The sequence below is a fragment of the Pseudoalteromonas sp. GCY genome (assembly GCF_016695175.1).
In the GTDB taxonomy this organism is placed as follows: domain Bacteria; phylum Pseudomonadota; class Gammaproteobacteria; order Enterobacterales; family Alteromonadaceae; genus Pseudoalteromonas.
Genome location: NZ_CP068023.1, coordinates 1,248,484 through 1,270,850, shown reverse-complemented (window position 1 = coordinate 1,270,850; position 22,367 = coordinate 1,248,484). Strand labels below are relative to the sequence as shown.

The following is a 22,367-nucleotide window of genomic DNA, read 5'->3' as shown; positions in this document are numbered from 1 at the left end:
CAAGGATCACGCAATGAACTCACTGTCCAATTCCGCCAATTTCAAGTCTCTGACAACGAGGCAACTTCACGTATGGCAAGCCCAACAGCTTGATTTGGCAAATCCAGTATATAACATCGCTTGCGCGGTACAGTTTACCGGCGGGCTCACAGCCGAGGCACTGCAGCAAGCCTTGGTGTTGCTATTTGCAAGGCACCCAGTTTTATCGAGTCGTATTGATGAGGCTCAAGGCGAACCACAACTCGAATTATTAGCCAGTGCCCCTAAGTTATTGGCCGTGCCTGATGAGATTGCCGCTTTTAGTGACTCTGTCACCGCCAAAACCTTAATTGAGCAAGCTATCGATATCACTAAAGAGACCTTTCAATTCTACGCTTGTAGCTCAGAAACTCGGTTGCTATTGACCATCAAAGGGCATCACATCAACTGTGACCAGTGGGCATTGCAAGTACTAATGAGCGATTTACTCGCATGTGTAGAAGCGGTGCTTGATAACTCTGAACTTGATCTCGCCCCCCTTGATTATCAAGTGATGTTTGAAGAAAAGCCTGAGCGTGCAGCAACTTCACAAAAGAGCGAACTCTATCCTATCGATTTTTATCAGAGTAATACTGAGGCACTAACGCACCATTATGACGGCATCGCGTTTCGTGAAGAAAACCCAGAGGCACTCAAACAAGTAAAACAGGCCGCCTCTCAAGCTGGTGTCACGAGTTTTAGCGTCGTGCTTGCCAGCGTCTTTTTGACTTTATTTCATACCACCGGGCAAACCGATTTGACCATAGGGATCCCGATGGCTCGCCGCACCCGTAAAACACGCGCGATCTTAGGTCATTATTCAGACGTTGAAACGGTTTCTATTTGCGACATTGAGCAGTACACAGGCGCATCGCTTATCAGTGAAGTCAGTAACCAGCTCACCCAATTACTGCTTTCAGGAAATAATAATAAAGACGCTGCAAAGCATATTAATGTCACCTGTAACTACTTAGCCAAGCTAAAAAGCAACGGCATTCGTCCAGGGATCACTCCGTTGATGATTGGTCGCCAAGGGTACGAACTTGCTTTGGGCACAGCGGGAGATACCATTATCAAAGGGGTATCCATTGAGCCCGGTGTTTCACAATTTGATATCGAATTTACGCATTTTGAAACCGAAGGTGGCCTTTGTCGTAAAGTGGTCGCCGCTAAGTCTGTCTTTTCTCGCGTGGCAATGACACGGATCACCGATATTCAGGCGCGCTTTATTGAATTACTTACCCACTCTAGCGATCTTAATATCGCCGAACTGCCAGTACTGGATGAAGAAGAGCAAAAGCTTATCTTGGCGCGCAGCAATCAAGATAATGAAACGTTCTTTTCTGACACCACTTTAAATCACTGGTTTGAACAAGCGGTAAGTAAGCATCCAGATCAAATCGCGCTACAAACCCAAACACAATCTATCGATTATAAAACCCTTAACGCCAGAGCCAACGCCCTTGCCTTGCATTTACGGGCGCAATATCAGTCTCAGTATCAACAAGCCCTCACTGCCGATACGTTAATTGCGCTGTACATGCAGCCTTCTATCGAGATGCTGATTGCAATTCTTGCTGTCACTAAAGCGGGTGCGGCTTATGTGCCCCTGTCTCCCGACCATGCAAGCGAGCGAACAACCTTTATTCTAAGTGATACCAACCCAAGCCTGTTGATTGTCGACGAGCAAGAGTATGCCGCCGCACAAGACAAATGCCGTTTGGCGGAGGTGGCTTGCCCATTAGTTACACCACTCAATGCCCAGCAACAAAGCGACACAGCCCCTGTCATCAGCCAATCACCGCAGGACTTGGTATACATCATTTATACCTCAGGTACGACTGGCCAACCAAAAGGCGTGATGCAAACTCATGAAAACGTCGCTCGATTGTTCACGGCGACGGAGCAAGATTATGGCTTTGACCATCACGATACTTGGGTGCTTTACCATGCCTATACTTTTGACTTTAGTGTATGGGAAATGTGGGGCGCCCTACTTTATGGCGGTAAACTCTGTATTCCTGACAACAGCCTGATCCGTGATTTTGAGGCCTTTGCAGACTACTGCTCAGATAATCAAGTGACTGTGCTTAATCAGACTCCTGCCGCATTCTATGAATTTAGTGCAGCGGCACTAAACGCAAAATTGAATTTTGACAAACTGAGGTATGTGATTTTCGGCGGTGACAAACTCAACCCCGAAATGCTCAACCCTTGGTGGAACTGCTACGGCGATGAACAGCCGCTATTGGTCAACATGTATGGGATCACTGAAACCACGGTGCATGTCACCTATAAAGCACTCACGCAACAATCAAGTTCTAAAGCCTCTCATATCGGTAGACCCATATTAGATATGAAAGCGTATGTACTAAATTCCAAATTGCAGTTGGTCGAACCCGGTGCCTGCGGTGAGTTATATATTGGCGGTGCGGGTCTTGCTCGTGGTTATTTAAACCGCGAAGCGCTCAGTCAAGAACGCTTTATTAGCAGCCCATACGCAAGCGAACAAGATATTCAACAAGGACGAGCCAGACTGTATAAAACCGGTGACTTGGCAAGACGTCTACCGGATGGTGAGTTGGAGTATATCGGTCGTAACGATAATCAGGTGAAGATCCGAGGCTATCGCATTGAGCTTGGTGAAATCGAAAGCGTGATCAACCAACTGCCTGAAGTCGCCCAAGCTGTGGTTATCGACCGCACTTTACAAGGCGTCTCCTATCTTGCCGCTTACCTGAAATTTAAACCTGAATTTATCGGCCAAATTGAGCAAGTCAAAGCACAAGTATCGCAAGCACTTCCTAATTATATGCAGCCAAAAACCTGGACGGAACTGGCTGAAATTCCACTAACCGGTAACGGTAAGCTAGACCGCAAAGCCTTGCCTGAGCCAGAGCTTACGAGTCAAAGCGAATACGTGGCTCCAGAGGATGAAACCGAAGCGCTATTGTGCGAGGCATTTAAATCGTTACTGGGCATTGAACAGGTTAGTACCAAAGACGACTTTTTCGCCATCGGCGGCGATTCAATTCTCACGATTCAACTCGTTGCTTTGCTCAGAAAGCAAGGCATTGAACTACAAGTAAAAGATATCTTTGACTGTCCAACTGCAGCGGCGTTGAGTCAACGTATTGTTAGCGTACAAGCGACTCAACGAGAGATAATACAAGAGCAAGGCCTGCTGAGCGGACGCTTTGATCTACTGCCAATTCAACAATGGTTTTTCAATAAAGCACTACCGGAGGAGAATCATTGGAATCAGGCATTTGCAATCAGGATCCCAAGCGGCTTTAGCCAAACTCAATTACAAGAGGCGCTACACAGTTTAAGTGATCAACATGATATGTTGCGCACAACCTTTATGGAATTTGAAGGCCATATTACGCAAGAATATAACGATGTTAGTACGATGGCGCCACTCAACGTCCTTAACGGCAAGTCGCACGATGTACAAGCAGAGCTCAACGCGCGACAAAGCCAGTTCGATATTTGTAATGGCCCACTTTGGCAAGTTACACATATCGAAGCGTTTTGCGAAGACTACGACCTGCTTCACTTTGCGCTTCACCACTTAATCATCGATGCGGTTTCTTGGCGGATCATCGCGCAAGATCTGCAAACCCTTCTAGCACAAGGAGAGTTGCTGAGTAAACGCACCAGCTATCGACAATGGGTAGAAATGATGCAAGCGTACCCGGCAGCACACCCGCAAGAAATGGCATTTTGGCAGCGTTTAGCAACCAACTTACCAAGCTATCCGCCAAGCATGGCTGCAACACCGTCAACCGCTTGGTTAGAGCTAGACGCGCACACCACGGCCCGCTTAATACGTGACGCGAATGCTGGCTTCAATACGCAAGGTGAAGAGTTACTACTGGCTGCTTTGTGCCAAGCATTGAGTAAAACCTTTAAGCAAACTCAGCATGCTATCACGTTGGAAAGTCATGGTCGTGAAATGTGGCGTGATGATGCTGATATCAACCAAACAATTGGCTGGTTCACTTGCTTGTACCCGCTACGCCTGACTCAACAAGCGACACTAAGCGACACCATTATTGATGCCAAAGAAGCGCTACGCCAGATCCCGAATAAAGGTCTTGGTTTTGGTAGTGCACAACTGCAAGACACCAACTTAACGTTGCCAAGTATCAGTTTTAACTACCTAGGCCAAATGGGTGGGCAAAGCGATGCGCTTTGGCAAATAGACAACCAACTGCAAACCGAGACAAGTTCTGCACAAAACGGCTCGGATCTGATCCTCGATATCAATGCGCTGGTTCAGGGCGAGCAACTCAGGATCAAAGTGGATTCATTGCTAGATGGCAATCTTACCGATGCCTTCGCTACTCACTTAACACAAGCGCTACATGACGTATTGGATACGGCGCTCGAGGCGAAAAAGCGCGGCGGTGTATGCACCCCTAGCGATTTTGGCGCGGGCTCGCTTTCTCAGGAGCAACTAGCTGCACTGCAATCTCAGTTAAGTGAAACACAACTAGAACAAACCACGACTCAGTCTGAAAAAACACAAGAATTAGAGATTTAAACCATGTTGAATTTATGCCAATCACTTGCAAAGGATAACATTGCGCTTTGGGCCAATGGAGACAAACTTAAGATTGTCCATGGTGAGCAAGGACTCAGCCAACAATGGGTTGACTACCTCAAAGCAAATAAAGCCGCATTATTAGATTACCTTGTATCGCAGCAAGTTTTTTCCGAACAAGATTTTGAACAGTTGCTAGCGACTGAACATAAAAAGGCATCTGAGATCCGTGCCATCTTTGATGCTAACAGTATGCAAAAAGGTTTTGTTTATCATCACCTTGCCCAACCAAATGACGATGCTTATCGAGTTCAGCTAGTCATCGATTACCATCAAGCACTCAATGTTGATGCTTACCAACAGGCTTGGATCTTGGCATCAATGCGTTACCCTGCGCTGCGTACTGCGTTCAACTGGGAAAATGAAATCATCCAAGTGATCAAAGGAGGGGCCGGATTTACCCCAAATCACTTTAGTTTTCACGACTTCAGTACGTTAGACCAAATTGAACAACAGACGCGTATCGATAAGCTCATTCACGACGACCGTAATACGCCTTTCGATCTGACTCAACCGGGATTAATGCGTTTTGCTATCGTCAAACGCGCTGATACACATTACACCCTAATTAAAGCAGAACACCACAGCATTAGCGATGGCTGGAGCTTTCCAGTGATGCTGCAAACCGTGCATCAAAACTACGCCAAACTAACCAAAGGCGAGCCGGTCATTGTTGAAGAAGAAACGGCTTACCTACAAACACAAGCGCGCTATCAGCAAAACCAAAAATCTAGCGATAGGTATTGGCAAACCCAAAAAGCACAATTTGGTGAGCTCAATGATATCAACCGCTTATTGAGTAAAAATATTGACCAATCTGGCTCGTCACAGATCCAAAAAGCAGCTGCGAGCGAATTAAAGCTCTCCTCAAAGAGCCATCAGCAGCTCAAAGCGTTTGCTAAGCAACACGGACTAACGCTGAACGTCTTAATGCAATTTGCTTGGCATAAAGTACTGCAATATTACTGCGACGCTGAGCAAACCATAGTAGGCACCACCGTCTCAGGTCGTGAACTACCCATTGACGGGATCCATGCCAGTGTTGGTTTATATATCAATACCCTACCTCTTGCCCTTGATTGGCAAGAAACAGCCAGTATTCGCACCCAGCTTACGGCGCTGAAAGAAAAAATTGCAGAACTTAATGGCAACAGCAGTGTTTCACTGTCGCAACTACAAGAGCCGAATACTCGCCTGTTCAACAGTCTATTTGTATTTGAAAACTATCCGACGCCAGCGGGACAAGACGTACTCGAATGGTCGTTCGATAAGATGATTGAGAAAGTAGACTATCCGCTCACCATCAGCATTGTTGAACAACAAGATATCTTGCTACTTAAGTTGAGCTTCTGCGAAACCATGCTGGCACCAAGCAAAGCACAGCGATTGCTCACCCAAATGACATTGGTGTTAGATGCCATTATTGCTGATGAAAACCAGCCGCATAACCAAATTTCTTTGTTAAGTAATGATGAGCGAGCACCAATGGTTGAGGTAGATGAGCATGCGGATTATTTGCACTCTACTATCCATGAGTTGGTTGCTCAGCAAGCACAAAAAACGCCAGCTCGAATAGCGCTGGTTGAAGGCGAAATGCAGCTGACCTACCAAGAATTAGAACAAAGCGCGAATAAGCTTGCCGCCTACATTAAAGATCATGTGGACGTTGGCGCTAACCATCGCTTTGTTGGGCTTTTCTGTGAACGCTCTATTGCAATGGTAATCGCAAAACTGGCTATCCTAAAGGCGGGTTGCGCTTATGTACCGCTTAATCCTGATTATCCAGATCAGCGCATAGAGTATATGCTCAACGACACGCAACTTGGTTTGATTTTAACACAAAGCGAGCTGCGCCCGCGTATCGAAACACTCGTTGCAAGTTGTGATGCAGAGCCGCAAATTACCTGCTTAGATAGCTTGTCTTTGTCTGATGCAGCGCCCGTACTATCAGGTGCACATGCGCAAACCGAAGCCTATGTGATCTATACATCGGGTACGACAGGTGAGCCAAAGGGCGTGGTCGTTCCACACCGTGGCGTTGTTTCTTTGGTACAAGATACTGATTTAATAAACACGTCAGAAAACGACGTGTTTATTCACCTATCTAATCCAAATTTTGACGCCGCAACGTTTGAAATTTGGACACCACTAATAAACGGCTGCAAATTAGTTGTAGCAAGTGCGCAACAAGGCGCGGATCCTGACAGCCTATCAAGGTTAATTAAACAACACGGTGTTAGTGTACTTTGGCTAACGCGCACACTGTTTGATTCGATGTATTTACAACAACCTGATATTTATGACAATGTCCGCTGCGTACTGACAGGCGGTGAGGCAATTACTCCAAGCATAGTTAAACGCATTCTCGCCAGAGATACGCGACCAGAGTTGGTGATAAACGCGTATGGCCCAACTGAAAGCACAACATTCACCACTTTCTATCCATGCGCCAATATTGATGGCCCGGTGCCCATCGGCCAAGCCGTAAATCATCGCCAAGTATTATTGCTTGATAAACATCTTAATCCAGTGCCATACGGCGCGACAGGCGAGATATTTATAGCAGGAGCCGGACTTGCGTGTGGCTACCTTAATAAACCAGAAATGAGTGCTGCGCGCTTTATCGATAACCCCTTTGCAAGCGCAAAGGCCAAACAATTCGGGCTAGATAAACTGTATAAAACGGGAGACTTAGGACGTTGGTCCGAGTCTGGCGTACTAGAGTTTTTAGGCCGTAACGATCACCAAGTGAAGATCCGCGGGTTTAGGATTGAGCTTGCTGAAATAGAAGCACAGCTCAACGAATTGGCGCAAGTGAAAGTCGCCGCGGTGGTGGTATTCGAACAAGCGGGCAACAAGCAACTTGCCGCATACGTGGTGCCAGAGCACGGTGAGTTAGACCTAAATGCAGTAAAACAGGAACTGGCTCAGGTTTTACCTAGCTATATGATCCCAAGCTACTTTGAAGTGATGTCGGCGTTACCATTTAACAACAATGGTAAGCTGGATCACAAGCAATTGCCTACTCCAACCGTTGTGGATGAAGACAACTATCAAGCACCGAGCAGCGAATTAGAAAAACAATTGTGTGGTATTTGGCAGTCAGTATTGGGCCTAGAAAAAGTGGGCGTTAATGATGACTTTTTCAAAGTCGGTGGCGATTCTATTGTCAGTATTCAACTTGTGTCTGCGCTGCGTAAAGCTGGCTTTAACCTTCAGGTTAAAGACATCATTGACGCCCCAAGCGTGGCAGCGCAGGCCTATTTAATTCAACACGTTAGCACTGAAACCATTGAACTTATCACGGAGCAAGGTAGGTTAAGTGGTGAGTTTGCACTACTGCCTATCCAACAGTGGTTTTTCGATTTAGGGCTACCAAATCCACACCATTGGAACCAAGCATTTACCCTTAACTTACCTGCACACATTGAACACACGGGGCTGACTCAAGCTATTCAAGCGCTGAGCGAGCATCATGACATGCTACGTTGTCACTTTGTTCAGACCAGCAACGGGGTAAAACAAGCGTACCAAGCGGCGATAGAGTTTGAAGTCCCATTACTTGATGCAACGACTCTGAGTAAAGACGCGTTATTTAACGAATTGACCAAACTACAAAGTCAATTTGATTTATTCAATGGCCCCCTGTGGCAGGCAGCGTTGGTGAAAACGGCCGAGGGCAGTCAGGTATTCTTTGCCTTCCATCATGCCATTATTGATGTGGTATCGTGGCGGGTGTTAAGCCAAGACTTACAAACCCTATTAAGTGGTGAAGCACTAACAGACAAGCTTACTAGCTATCGTCAGTGGGTGGATGCCATTGCCACCTACCCTTCGGCTCATCCTGAGCAAGCGTACTATTGGCAGCAGGTACAAAAAGGCTTTACTAGCCAACCCACTTACACTTACTCAGCACAATCACAATATGGCATCACGTTTGAGCAAGAAACGACCGCTAAATTGCTACGAGATGCCAATCTTGGTTTGAATACTGACATTAACGACTTGCTTTTGGCGGCACTCAATATTGCCCTACACAGCACTTTTGACAGTACCGTTAATCATATTCAACTTGAAGGTCATGGTCGTGAAAATATAGATCCGCGCTTGGATGTGTCGCAAACCTTAGGCTGGTTTACCAGTATGTATCCTGTGCGCCTTGAACACCACGACGACGTTATTGCAACCATCGCAAACACCAAAGAAATGCTGCGCCACATTCCGGATAAAGGCGTGGGCTATGGCGCTTTTGTGCAAGCAGACAAAGTCAGCGCAATTCGCCCTCAGGTGAGCTTTAACTACCTAGGTCAATTGAATCAGCAACAACAGCAAAGCCGAGACTGGCAGCTGGATGATACTCAAGCAGGCTATGTGATGACTGAGGCAAACGCTCAGGCTGACAATGCACTGCTGCTCAACATCAATGGCGCAGTTCGCGGTGACACACTTCACTTTGATGTGGTTTCGAGGTTGAACCAGTCGCAATCGCTGGCATTTGTTGAGCACTTTGAAATGGCGCTTCATCAGGTCATTAATGCAAGCTGTGAACTAGCGGCGCAAACACCACAGCAAACCCCTAGCGATTTGGGATTAAGCGACTTGTCTTATGGCCATTATCAAGCGCTGAGCAAGCACTATAATATCGAAGCGCTTTACCCAGCTAATAGCTTGCAACAAGGCTTTATCTATCATGCTGTTAACTTCCCAACGGATGATGCCTATCGGGTGCAGTTGGTCATGGATATTGAACAAGCGCTAGAGGTTGAACATTTTATTCATGCCTGGCATTTAGCGTCGCTTCGCTTCCCTATTCTTCGCACCGCTTTTGATTGGCAAGAGTGTCTACTCCAAGTGGTGTGTCGCGACGCCAGCATTGATGACAGTCACTTCACCATAGTAGATCTGTCATCTCTTGACGAGCACGGCCAACAGCAAGCCATCAGCAAAGCTCAAGCCGAAGATCGACAAGTTCCGTTTGACCTAAGTCAACCGGGGCTAATTCGCTTCACCTTGTTTAAGCGCGGTGAAAACCTCTACACACTTATCAAAACCGAGCACCATGCCATTAATGATGGCTGGAGTGGGCCGTTAATGCTGCAAGCTGTCGCGGGGTATTATCGCCAGCTTTGTGCTGGGAAAACACCAGAGGTGCAAGCGCAGCAAACCTATTTAGAGGCGCAAGCTTATTACCTTAAAAATGCCAAGCAAACTCATGCATATTGGCAGCAACAACAAGCCGAATTTGATACCGCAAACGATATTAACTTATTACTTGGTGGCCAGTATGACTTGTCGCAAAGTCGAATTGTTGAGCAAGTGCAATCGGTGCAGTTTAGCCTTCAAGGCGAGGCGTTTAGGTCGCTACAACATACTTGTCAACAAGCTGGCGTAACCCTCAACGTTGCACTGCAATTTGCTTGGCATAAGTTACTGCAAACCTATTCTGGTGATAGCCAAACGATTGTTGGTAGCACAGTTTCCGGTCGTGAAATTCCAGTCAATGGGATTGAACAAGCGGTCGGTTTGTTCATCAACACCTTACCTTTAGTGGTGAATTGGCAAGCAGAAGCAAGCTGTAATGACATCCTCAAAGCCATTCAAAAAGGCGTAGCTGCACTCAATAGCCACAGCGACATGAGCTTGTCGAAGCTGCAGCGTGATGGTCAACGCTTGTTTCATACCCTCTTCGTATTTGAAAACTACCCGACTCCAGAAAATACTGGCAGCTGGAAGTTCAGAGAATCAATAGAGAAAGGCGACTATCCGCTTTCTGTGGTGGCCCAAAGCGAGCAAGACCGCTTAGACTTTGTGATGCATTACAACGGGGAATGGCTAAGCACCGCGCGGGCAGAGTGGATCCTTGACCAAGTACAAGCTATTTTGGTTCAGCTTGGGGAGCGACTGACACAAAGCCATCAAAGCATTAGCATGGTCAATAACCAAATGCAGACAACGCTTAGCCAATGGCACAACAACGCCGAGTCATTTACCAACGATAAAGATCTCGCAAGCTTAGTAGAGCAGCACGCCACTAACACCCCTGAGCAGACCGCCATGTTAACCAGCAGCGGTGAAGCGCTGTCTTATGCCGAAGTGAACGGTAAAGCCAACGCCCTTGCGAAGCAAATCCTTGCTCAGCACCCCAAAGCCCAAGCTGGCCTATTGCCTGCCGATACCCCTATCGCCCTCTACTTTTCTCGCAGTAGCGAGATGCTCATTGCTATTTTGGCCGTGCTCAAAGCCGGTGGTGCCTATGTGCCTGTTTCACCAGATTACCCCGAAGCTCGGGTTGAGTTTATTTTAACTGACACCAACACCGACTTAGTGCTAACGCAGGAAAGCCACTTGCCGTCACTTAACCCTGTGCTTGGAAAAGTGGCGGCGCTCAGTGTGAATACCCATGCGCTGGCGGTAGAGCACGAGAACTTAGTGCGCCCAACGGCGTTGGCTAACTTGGCTTATATCATCTACACCTCAGGGACAACCGGACAACCAAAAGGCGTAATGCTCACTCAGCACAATGTGCTTTATTATCTTCACGCCTTAACCAGCCAGTTAGGTGACAAGTATCGTAATATCGACTTTTCTTCTAACTACTGTTTTGACCTGTCGGTGACGACCACCTTATGCCCGCTCCTTGCTGGACAAACGGTGTGTGTCTATGAAGGCGATATTCTTGATGCCGCCGCTTTTAGAGCTCACCTAAGTGCCGCGAATGTTGGCTTTGTGAAAACCACACCTAGTCTTGCCATGGCGCTATTGCCTGGCAGCGATGCACAAGTTGATGCCCTAATGCTCGGTGGTGAAGCGCTGACTGAGCAGGCCATTGCCGCATTAAGCGACCATGTGAACGCTATCTTCGATGAATATGGCCCAACGGAAGCCACGGTCGGTGCGATGCTAGCACAGGCCTACCCACGTCTTCATCAAGGCATAGGTAAAGCTTACCCTAACGTTAATCTTCATGTGTTATCTGAGTCGCTCCAGCCCATGCCTATTGGCGCGCCGGGTGAGTTGTATATTTCAGGCCTTGGGGTTGCCCGTGGTTACTTAAACCGCCCAGAACTCAATGCCGAGCGCTTTATTGATAATCCATTTAGTCACGACCCCGCCCATAGCAAGCTGTACAAAACCGGTGACCTTGCCCGCTTCCTAGACAACGGCGACTTGGTGTATCTCGGTCGTAACGATGAGCAAGTGAAAATTCGTGGTTATCGTGTCGAATTAGGCGAGATTGCGGCAGCCATTGTCAACCAGCAAGGCGTACAAAACGCAGTGGTGATTGATGTGCCTGCACCGCAAGGCAAAGCACTGGCTGCTTACCTTGTTGCAGAGCCCACCCTTGAGCTCACTGAATTAAAGCTCGCCCTAAGTGCTGCTTTACCCGAATACATGGTGCCCAGTCACTTTACCCTAATCGAGCATATTCCACTCACAGGTAACGGTAAGCTTGACCGCAAGGCACTTCCCGCACCAGAGCTTCAAGCCGACAACCTTTATGTGGCACCGCGTAATGCCTTAGAGACCCAACTTTGTGAGATTTGGCAGCAGGTACTCGGCCTTGAGCAAGTGGGGATTGAGGATAATTTCTTCAGTATTGGGGGGGACTCTATCTCGGCTATCCGGTTGATGAATGCGTGTAATAAAGCACTGGATTTAAACATCCCAATTTCAGCCTTGTTTGAGCATACCCACATTGCCGCAATCGTCGACAACTTAGAGACGCTGAGCGTGGATATCGAGATAAAAGCAGACTCCGGATCACAACAAGAACAAACTAATAGCATGAGGATTTAACCATGTTGTCATTGCTCGCTGAACTGAAAGATCACAATCTCTCAATCTGGTTGCAAGACGGCGGACTAGAGCTGTCATTTGGCGCGCAAGCGCCAGATGCTGCGCTTGTTGCAAAGTTAAAGTCAAACAAAACGCAGTTAATGGATTACCTTGAAGCAAAAGCAATTTTTTCAAAGGATGCGTTTAATACACTGCCAGAATTAAACCGCTATCCGCTTTCGTTTGCGCAAGAGCGTTTATTATTTATCGAACGCTTAGAAAATGGCACCAACGCTTATCATATTCCGTTTTTGGTTAAACTCTCTTATCACACAGAGCTTGCGCGATTAACGCAAGCACTGAATATCGTGTTAGATAGGCATGAAGTACTTCGCAGTGTCTATCGTCAAGACGAGCAAGGCCACGACTATCAAGAAGTGTTGAGCGCTTGTATTGAAATTACGCCTAGCCCTGTGGCTGACTTAGCTGCGCTTAATACGGCTGTTAAACAAGCGATCAGTACACCATTTGACTTAGCCAATGAGCCTATGTTCAAGGTTTGCTGTTGGACAGTAGGCGCTGAACGTTACGTGCTATTTATGTGGCACCATATTGCGTTTGATGGCTGGTCCACCGAAATCTTTATGCGTGAGCTACACCAAGCCTATTTTATGCTAGCTTCAGGCAAAACGCCTGAGCTACCAGCGCTTGAGTTACAGTACCAAGATTACGCAAAATGGCAGCGCGAGTATCTCAGCGGCGATACTTTAGCTAAGCTTTTAGACCACTGGACTGATGCACTTGCAGGCGCTGAGCAGCTTGAATTACATTCGCCACTACCAAGACCAAATGAATACCAATATCACGGTGCTGACCACCGTATTCATTTGGGTCAGGAACGAAGCGAAGCCCTAAAGGCCATAGCCAAAACGCAGCAAACCAGTCTTTATGTGGTGCTGCTCAGCAGTTGGGCATTGACATTACAAGCAACCAGCGGTCAGTCAGATTTAGTTATCGGTACGCCGTCTGACAACCGTCATCTAAGCCAGACACAAAATCTTATTGGCTTTTTGGTCAATAGCTTAGCCCTGCCAGTTCATATTGATAACGCACTCGACTTTAATGCCTTAATCCAACAAGTGCACCAAACCTTAAAAGCCGCAAAGGCGCACCAAGACCTGCCATTTGATAAATTGGTCGACGCCCTAAAATTACAACGGGATCCGTCTCGCCACCCGCTATTTCAAATGATGTTTGCGCTTGAACAATTTAAAAATAACAGCGACGACAGCAGCCAACAGCTGTTTACGCCAGTGGATGAGTCACAAGTAAAAGCGCTCCATAAAGTGGCAAAGTTCGACATTAGTTTACTGCTACAAAATGGTGACGAAGAAGTCTTTGGTGATATTAACTATGCCACCGCGCTATTTCCAAGTGACTGGATCGCAACTCTTGCTGAGCGCTTTATCAATATTATCGATCAGGTGATCGCAAGAGCTGCGCAGCCACTTGCAAAGATAGCCTTACAAAATAGAACTGAGACTAACACAATACGTGCTTGGCACAACAACGCCGAGTCGTTTGCCACTGATAAAGATCTCGCAAGCTTAGTAGAGCAGCACGCCGCTAACACCCCTGAGCAAACGGCCATGTTAACCAGCAGCGGTGAAGCGCTGTCTTATGCCGAAGTGAACGGTAAAGCCAATGCCCTTGCACAGCAAATCCTTGCTCAGCACCCCAAAGCCCAAGCTGGCCTATTGCCTGCCGATACCCCTATCGCCCTCTACTTTTCTCGCAGTAGCGAGATGCTTATTGCTATTTTGGCCGTGCTCAAAGCCGGTGGTACCTATGTGCCTGTTTCACCAGATTACCCCGAAGCTCGGGTTGAATTTATTTTAACCGACACCAACACCGACTTAGTGCTAACGCAGGAAAGCCACTTGCCGTCACTTAACCCTGTGCTTGGAAAAGTGGCGGCGCTCGGCGTGAATGCGCTCGGCGTGAAGGCGCTCAGTGTGAATACCCGTGCACTTGCAGTGGAGTCAGAGAACCTAACCCGTCCAACTGCGTTGGCTAACTTGGCTTATATCATCTACACCTCAGGGACAACCGGACAACCAAAAGGCGTAATGCTCACTCAGCACAATGTGCTTTATTATCTTCACGCCTTAACCAGCCAGTTAGGTGACAAGTATCGTAATATCGACTTTTCTTCTAACTACTGTTTTGACCTGTCGGTGACGACCACCTTATGCCCGCTCCTTGCTGGACAAACGGTGTGTGTCTATGAAGGCGATATTCTTGATGCCGCCGCTTTTAGAGCTCACCTAAGTGCCGCGAATGTTGGCTTTGTGAAAACCACACCTAGTCTTGCCATGGCGCTATTGCCTGACAGCGATGCACAAGTTGATGCCCTAATGCTCGGTGGTGAAGCGCTGACTGAGCAGGCCATTGCCGCATTAAGCGACCATGTGAACGCTATCTTCGATGAATATGGCCCAACGGAAGCCACGGTCGGTGCGATGCTAGCACAGGCCTACCCACGTCTTCATCAAGGCATAGGTAAAGCTTACCCTAACGTTAATCTTCATGTGTTATCTGAGTCGCTCCAGCCCATGCCTATTGGCGCGCCGGGTGAGTTGTATATTTCAGGCCTTGGGGTTGCCCGTGGTTACTTAAACCGCCCAGAACTCAATGCCGAGCGCTTTATTGATAATCCATTTAGTCACGACCCCGCCCATAGCAAGCTGTACAAAACCGGTGACCTTGCCCGCTTCCTAGACAACGGCGACTTGGTGTATCTCGGTCGTAACGATGAGCAAGTGAAAATTCGTGGTTATCGTGTCGAATTAGGCGAGATTGCGGCAGCCATTGTCAACCAGCAAGGCGTACAAAACGCAGTGGTAATTGATGTGCCTGCACCGCAAGGCAAAGCATTAGCCGCTTATCTTGTTGCAGAGCCCACCCTTGAGCTCACTGAATTAAAACTCGCGCTAAGTGCTGCTTTACCTGAATACATGGTGCCCAGTCACTTTACCCTAATCGAGCATATTCCACTCACAGGTAACGGTAAGCTTGACCGCAAGGCACTTCCCGCACCAGAGCTTCAAGCCGACAACCTTTATGTGGCACCGCGTAATGACTTAGAGACCCAACTTTGTGAGATTTGGCAGCAGGTACTTGGCCTTGAGCAAGTGGGGATTGAGGATAACTTCTTCCAAATCGGCGGCGATTCAATTGTCAGTATTCAGCTGGTTTCACGCTTAAGAGAAGCAGGATTAACGGTACAAGTTAAAGAGATATTTGCCGCCCCAACTCCCGCGCGGCTGGCAAAACTTATCAGTTCGAATGGCGATAAGAAGGTTACGATAAAAACCGAACAAGGCCAGCTTGAAGGCGAGTTCGATCTGCTGCCTATCCAACAGTGGTTTTTTGCAAATCAGTTTGCTAACCCCGCACACTTTGCCCAAACCTTCGCTACTGTGATGCCAAGTACAATCAGTGATGAGAGATTAGTTGCGCTATTGTCCGAGCTTGCTGAGCAACATGATGTGCTACGCCTTGTGTTCAATCAAAAGACGGCGCACATTACCCAGCAGTACCAACAAAATAGCACCATGGCACCTCTAGTTAAACTTGATGCAGACACACTCAGTGACGACGAGCTAACCAAGCAATTAACACGCTTACAGTCACAGTTTGAGTTAAATTCAGGCCCTTTATGGCAGGCAATTCGTGTCAAACGCCAAAGCCAAGATGTATTGGTACTGGCCTTCCACCACCTGATCATTGACTTTGTCTCTTGGCGGATCCTAATTGAGGATTTAAATAGCCTTTATCAAGGCAAAGAGTTGGCGCAAAAAGCCTCAAGCTATCGTCAATGGGTTGAGACCTTAGCCCAATATGCAAATGTTCAAGTCGAACAAATTAATTACTGGCAGGAAGTACTTGATACTTGCCAAACGCACTTAACAGCGAATAACACACCGACAAACCAAGTGATTAAACTTGACTCTGCATTTACACAAACGCTGCTGTTTGATGCTAATCAAGGCTACCACACAGAGCCTCGAGACCTTGTCGTCGCCGCGCTGTCACTAACTCTCGCCCATATCACTGGCTGCAATGATCAGGTTATTGCACTTGAAGGGCACGGTCGTGAACACATCGCCGAAGATATAGATCATTCACGCACCGTGGGCTGGTTTACATCATTATATCCACTAGCACTCCATGCGGGTTCTAGTCTCGAAAGCGCTATCGTCAATGCCAAAGAGCAGTTGCGTAAGTTGCCAGACAATGGCGTTGGTTTTGGTCAATTCTATTTTTCCAAACAAGTGACGGGGACTTTACCAACTGTTGCATTCAACTATTTAGGCCAAATCGGTGGCGCAAAAACGCAGCAACCCAGTGGTAACTTCTACTTAACTGAAGCCATTACAGGTCAACCAGTCGCAAGCGAAAATAACGGCCATTACGTTCTTGATATCAACGCGGCTATTATTCATGGTCAGCTTGTCTTAAATTGCACCACGGCGTTGTCTGAAACCGAATTCGCCCTATTCCAAAGCCAGTTCACTGCCAGTCTACAAGCGGTGCTCGACACAGCATTGCATACCAAAGCGCTTGGCGCCAAACAAACGCCGAGCGACTATAACCTGACGGGCGTCAGCTTCGCCCACTTAGATGCACTGCGCACACGTTACGACCTAGCCGCGGTTTATCCCGCAACAAACTTGCAGCAAGGCTTTATCTTCCACCAGCTAAATAATCCAGAAGATACCGCCTATCGCGTGCAGTCACAGATGCAGTATTTCGATAAAATTGACACTGCGCTTTACTGTCGCGCGTGGCAACTAACCTCACTGCAATATCCAGCGCTACGCTGTGCTTTTGATGTTGAAGAAACCATGCTGCAACTTATCGTGGATCACACCTGTGTTGATGAAGATAACTTTAGCGTAATTGACATCAGCCAATACTCAAAAGCAGAACAACAAGCACACATAGAAAAGCTTGCGAAGCAGGTGTTACATCAGCCATTTAATTTTGCAAGACCCGGGTTATTGAAGCTACAGTTAATCAAGCGTGGTGAAGCCCATTATCAGCTGATAAAAACTGAGCATCACAGTATTTGTGATGGTTGGAGTGGCCCGTTAGTTATGCAGACCGTTCACCAGAACTATACGCAATTACTACAAGGTCGAGAACCTGTTTTACAGGTGGATAACGCCTATTTAGATGCCCATGCTTACCTAAGAGATAATCAGGCCGCCACCAAAGCATTTTGGCAATATCATGTCGCCGATTTATCACAGGCAAACGATCTTAACACCCTGTTTAGTCACTCAACAGATTTAGAAACGCTCCGTCATAATCATGATCCGCAGGCGCTGCATTTTGCCCTACCAAGCGAGACGTTAAGTAAGTTGCAGCAAACGTGTCAGCAACATTCTGTCACGCTCAATGCTGCGGTCCAATTTGCCTGGCACAAGCTTATTCAGATCTATACTCGCGACGAATTTACTTTAGTAGGTACAACTATCGCAGGTCGTGACTTACCAATTGACGGCATAGCGCAAAGTGTTGGTGCTTACATCAATACGCTACCGCTTTATCTTGATTGGCCTACGGATGCTACCATCGCGCAGCAACTCGAGAAGATCCAAACTGCCATTTTGGACTTAAATAGCCATGCAAATGTGTCACTCGCGTCACTGCAACAAGGCGGTAATCGGCTATTCCAAAGCCTAGTCGTTTTCGAAAACTACCCAAGCCTTGAAAATGAACAAGCAGAGGCACAACAAGCTCGCTGGCAGTTTGACGCAGCACCAGAGCAAGTTGAATACCCGCTTGCACTGATAGCAAAAGAGCTAGGAGAGCTGCAACTTGAGCTGATGTACGACGCCAGCTTGCTTTCACCAGCACGTGTCGCACAACTGCAATCTCAACTGCTACTTATCCTCGAACAAATTGCTGACAATACTCACTTACCTCATCAGCACATTGAAATTGCCAATACTGTGGAAAAGGCCCGTATTCTCAACGAGTGGAATGAAACTGAACACGAGTCATGTGGCTTCGAGAACTTCAACGACTTATTGAGTGAAAAAGTCGCTGTATCCCCGGATGCAACCGCTGTAGTCTGGCAAGATAAAGCACTAAGTTATCAAGCACTCAACCGTCAGGCTTGCCAGCTTGCCCAGCAATTATTGGTGATTAAGGCTGAGATTTACGGCAACGAGTATCAAGGTGATTTTCCAGTCTTATTACTGCATGAAAAACAGCTAGATTCTATCGTTGCGATCCTCGCTATTCTTAAAGCAGGCGGTGGTTATGTTCCTGTATCACCGGAATTTCCTGACTCAAGGATTGAATATATTGCCAAGGACTGTGGTGCGAAAATCGTGGTCACCCAATCGGGATTAATGGATAGAGTTGTGAGTACAACACTTGCATCACTGACACATGTACTCAGCGATACACCAATGAAGGAAACAAGCTTAGACCAAGCGGTATCGGTGAGCCCGTCTGATTTGGCTTATATTATCTATACCTCTGGCACCACAGGTAACCCTAAAGGCGTAGAAATCAACCATGAGGCACTATTAAACTATGCCACGGACGACCACTTTATCGATCCCACACAACTGAGCAAGGTCCTCAGCTTATCGAGCATTAGCTTCGACGCGTTTATTTTTGACTGCTTTGTCACACTCAGTAATGGTGCAGCGCTACACCTGATAGATAAACAGACTCAACTTGATCCAGAACGACTGATTAAGTACTGCCAAGCACAGCAGATTGATACGTGTTTTGTAACCACTGCGCTATTTAATCGTTTAGCTAGCGAAGACTTCTTCTTACACGCCGGACTTAAACAGATTAATTTTGGTGGAGAGGCGGTCGACTTAGCTATGGTTGAGCGAGTTAAGCATCAAGCGCCAGAGCTGATGCTGTACCACGCCTATGGCCCAACAGAGACCACCGTTTATGCGACTTGCTGCTTACTCAACACTGTAAATCACGGAGCACCTATTGGCCGTGCCATTGCCAATAAATCCGCTTACGTGTTGTCGCCTGCTGGCAAAATACTGCCACCGGGCGTGGCAGGAGAGCTTTATATTGGCGGCGCGGGTATGGCAAGACGCTATTTACACCGTCCAGATTTAACCGAACAAGCATTCTTAGTTAATCCATTCGCATCGGATAGGTATCTCGCAAGCGGTTGGAACAAAATGTATAAAACGGGAGATTTGGTTAAATGGCGTGAAGATGGCTTATTAGAGTATGTTGGTCGTAATGATTTTCAGGTGAAAATTCGTGGTTACCGCATCGAACTTGGCGAGATTGAAACTGCGATTAAGCAACAACCGCAAATTCATACTGCTTTTGTAAACGTGAGTGAACAAGATGGGATCAAACGTATCGTGGCCTATTTGGTCATGGCAAATACTGAGTCACTAGATGAGGCAAAGCTCAAGCAAACACTTTCTCACATGCTGCCGAGTTATATGCTGCCAAGTGCCTACGTCACATTAGACGCCCTACCCGTTACGGTTAATGGCAAGATTGATGCCCGAGCACTACCGCAGCCCGATTTTAGCCAAGCTGAGACTCACCATGCTCCAAACACAGAACAGCAAAAACATATCGCTAAAATCTGGTGTGCTGTATTGGGGATTAAGCAGGTTGGCTTAGAAGATAACTTCTTCCATATCGGTGGTGACTCAATTATGAGTATTCAGCTCATGTCGGCTCTCAAACGTGCTGGCTATTCGCTGTCGACCAAAGACATATTTACGTATCCAACCCTAGAGGCGCTTTGTGCATTTTTGGCAAATAATGAACGGGTAGAAATCGAGGCAGAACAAGGTGAGCTCAGCGGAGAAATCAAGTTATTACCTATCCAGCAATGGTTCCTCAACTCCCACTACCGTCATAAAGCGCATTTTAATCAGTCGGTCATGCTCGCACTTCCGCACAGTACCGCGCTAGATACTTTGGAGCGTGCACTTGCGCAGCTGCATCAACAACATGACATGTTGCGCGCTCAGTTTAGCAAAACCGAGACTTGGCAATCCCAATATCAGAGTATTGCAGCGTGTCCAACACCAAAGCTTATCCATTTGGACACCTCGGGGCTTGATGAGCAGCAAACCGGTCTGGCGTTGAGTAAAATACACGCCCGTTTTGAACTCGGTTCAGGTGCTTTGTGGCAACCGGTTTTACTCAGCGATGATACGCCGCTAACTAGGCTCGTAATTATCGTTCACCACCTTGTTATTGATGGTGTTTCGTGGCGTATTTTGGTCGAAGACTTAAGCCGCTTGCTACAAGGCGACACCTTAAGCGACAAAACCAGCAGTTATCGCCAATGGTCAGACGTTGTGGCCCTGCATCCTTTTGAACAACAAATACCGTATTGGCAAAATGTGTTAAGCACACAGCAAAACGTACCTTACGGTAAATCACAACAGCGTCTTACGCATCAATTTGATACTCAGCTTACTGAGCAATTGCTACGCCTTGCTCCTGCAGGGTTTAACACCGAAATCAATGATCTCTTAATGAGTGCGTTTACTCGGGCTTGGTGCAATACCTTTGCTACAAACTATTGCCACCTCACGTTAGAAGGTCACGGCCGAGAACATCTGAGTGACCATATTGATACCTCAAGAACACTAGGCTGGTTTACTAGTATGTTTCCGGTCGCCCTGAAAAATGACACGGATTTATCGACCCTGATTATTCAAAGCAAAGAAACGCTTCGTGCCATTCCAGATAAAGGGCTAGGCTTCAGCGAGTTGGTCAGACGTGGAGAATTTTCCTTCAGCCAATTACCTAAAGTTAGCTTTAATTACTTGGGACAACTTGATAGCAACAGTGATGCACAAGATCAGGGCATACGAATGCTAAATGCACACTCAGGCGATGCCAGCAGCAAGGAGAATCAGGATGAAATGGCACTCATCGTTAACGCCGAAGTGCGTCAAATGCGACTGCAAGTGAGCATTGCAAGTCAGTTAGATGAGACGCAAACCACTGCATTCATAGAGCAGTTCGATGCAGCCCTTCGAGCCGTCGTTTCACATTCGATTACAGCCGCAAATCCCCAAGGTATAAAAACCCTGAGCGATATTGAAGTCGGCGTGTTGGTGAATGAAGTCGACGCTCCTATTGAATGGTTTTTCTTCCCTCCGGGTGGCGGTGGTGCTGAGAGCTACTTGCAATCCATTGCTCCCAAGATTTCCGTGCCTTGTTATTGCTTCAATAACATCTATGCCGCACAGGAAAAACCAAAGGACTCGCTCGCCTATGACTATTATCAGTTCCAAACATTGGCGTTGCAGTATGCTATTCATCTTAAAAAGCTAAAGCCTTGTGGTCCTTATCGGATTTTTGGTTGGAGTTTTGGCGCAACGCTGGCACTTGAGGTTGTCAAACTGCTGCAAAATGAGGGGGACACAGTCGAACATCTCGTGTTCGTCGACCCTTGTTTTGACTATGCCGCGATGCATGATGAAGTTTTAGCTCTACACCCAGAATTCAGTCATCTTGAGCCCGATAGAATTAATTATCACTATCAAAATGATCCGGCATTTTCTAGCACCGCAAAGGTGACGCTATTTAGTGCTGGTTGTGCGGTTGAAGTGGCTCAGTCAGATAGCCTAGAGTTGCAACTTTCCAGCCATATAATCAACCGCTACCTTGATAAGAATCAAAATCTTATAGAAGAAGTAATGCAACCCAGTCAGGTTCAAGTGTTCACCATGAAAGGGTCGCATAACAGCTGGATAAAAACACCGGACGACTTAATAAAAATGTCAGAAATTATGAACACTCTTTAACATTTTATTCGTTAATATAATGTTAAATTAGATTTTCTAGAGTGAGGCATTAAAGGGAGCTCCCCTCTTCACTCTAGGATTAATTAATTGCCACATTTTCTCACAATATATGA

General features: G+C 47.0%; 3 protein-coding genes. All 3 read left to right on the top strand.

Annotated features, from left to right (window positions below; all coding sequences use genetic code 11):
* The first annotated feature begins 13 nt into the window (after positions 1–13).
* The 3 genes from JJQ94_RS10740 to JJQ94_RS10730 are packed head-to-tail and all read left to right on the top strand — an operon-like array spanning position 14 to position 22,254.
* Complete coding sequence (locus tag JJQ94_RS10740; RefSeq protein ID WP_099031790.1) at positions 14–4,567, top strand: non-ribosomal peptide synthetase; 4,554 nt, start codon at positions 14–16, stop codon at positions 4,565–4,567.
* Positions 4,568–4,570: 3 nt separating this feature from the next.
* Positions 4,571–12,424 (top strand): non-ribosomal peptide synthetase, encoded by a 7,854-nt coding sequence (locus JJQ94_RS10735; RefSeq protein WP_201435456.1) that lies wholly within the window; start codon positions 4,571–4,573, stop codon positions 12,422–12,424.
* A gap of 2 nt (positions 12,425–12,426) precedes the next feature.
* Positions 12,427–22,254, top strand: coding sequence for a non-ribosomal peptide synthetase (locus JJQ94_RS10730; protein ID WP_201435455.1), 9,828 nt, complete (start codon positions 12,427–12,429; stop codon positions 22,252–22,254).
* Positions 22,255–22,367: the final 113 nt, after the last annotated feature.

Bases quoted from the DNA above. Each gene is read 5' to 3' on its own strand.
- JJQ94_RS10735 (WP_201435456.1), top strand. From the start codon at position 4,571: ATGTTGAATTTATGCCAATCACTTGCAAAGGATAACATTGCGCTTTGG.
- JJQ94_RS10740 (WP_099031790.1), top strand. From the start codon at position 14: ATGAACTCACTGTCCAATTCCGCCAATTTCAAGTCTCTGACAACGAGG.
- JJQ94_RS10730 (WP_201435455.1), top strand. From the start codon at position 12,427: ATGTTGTCATTGCTCGCTGAACTGAAAGATCACAATCTCTCAATCTGG.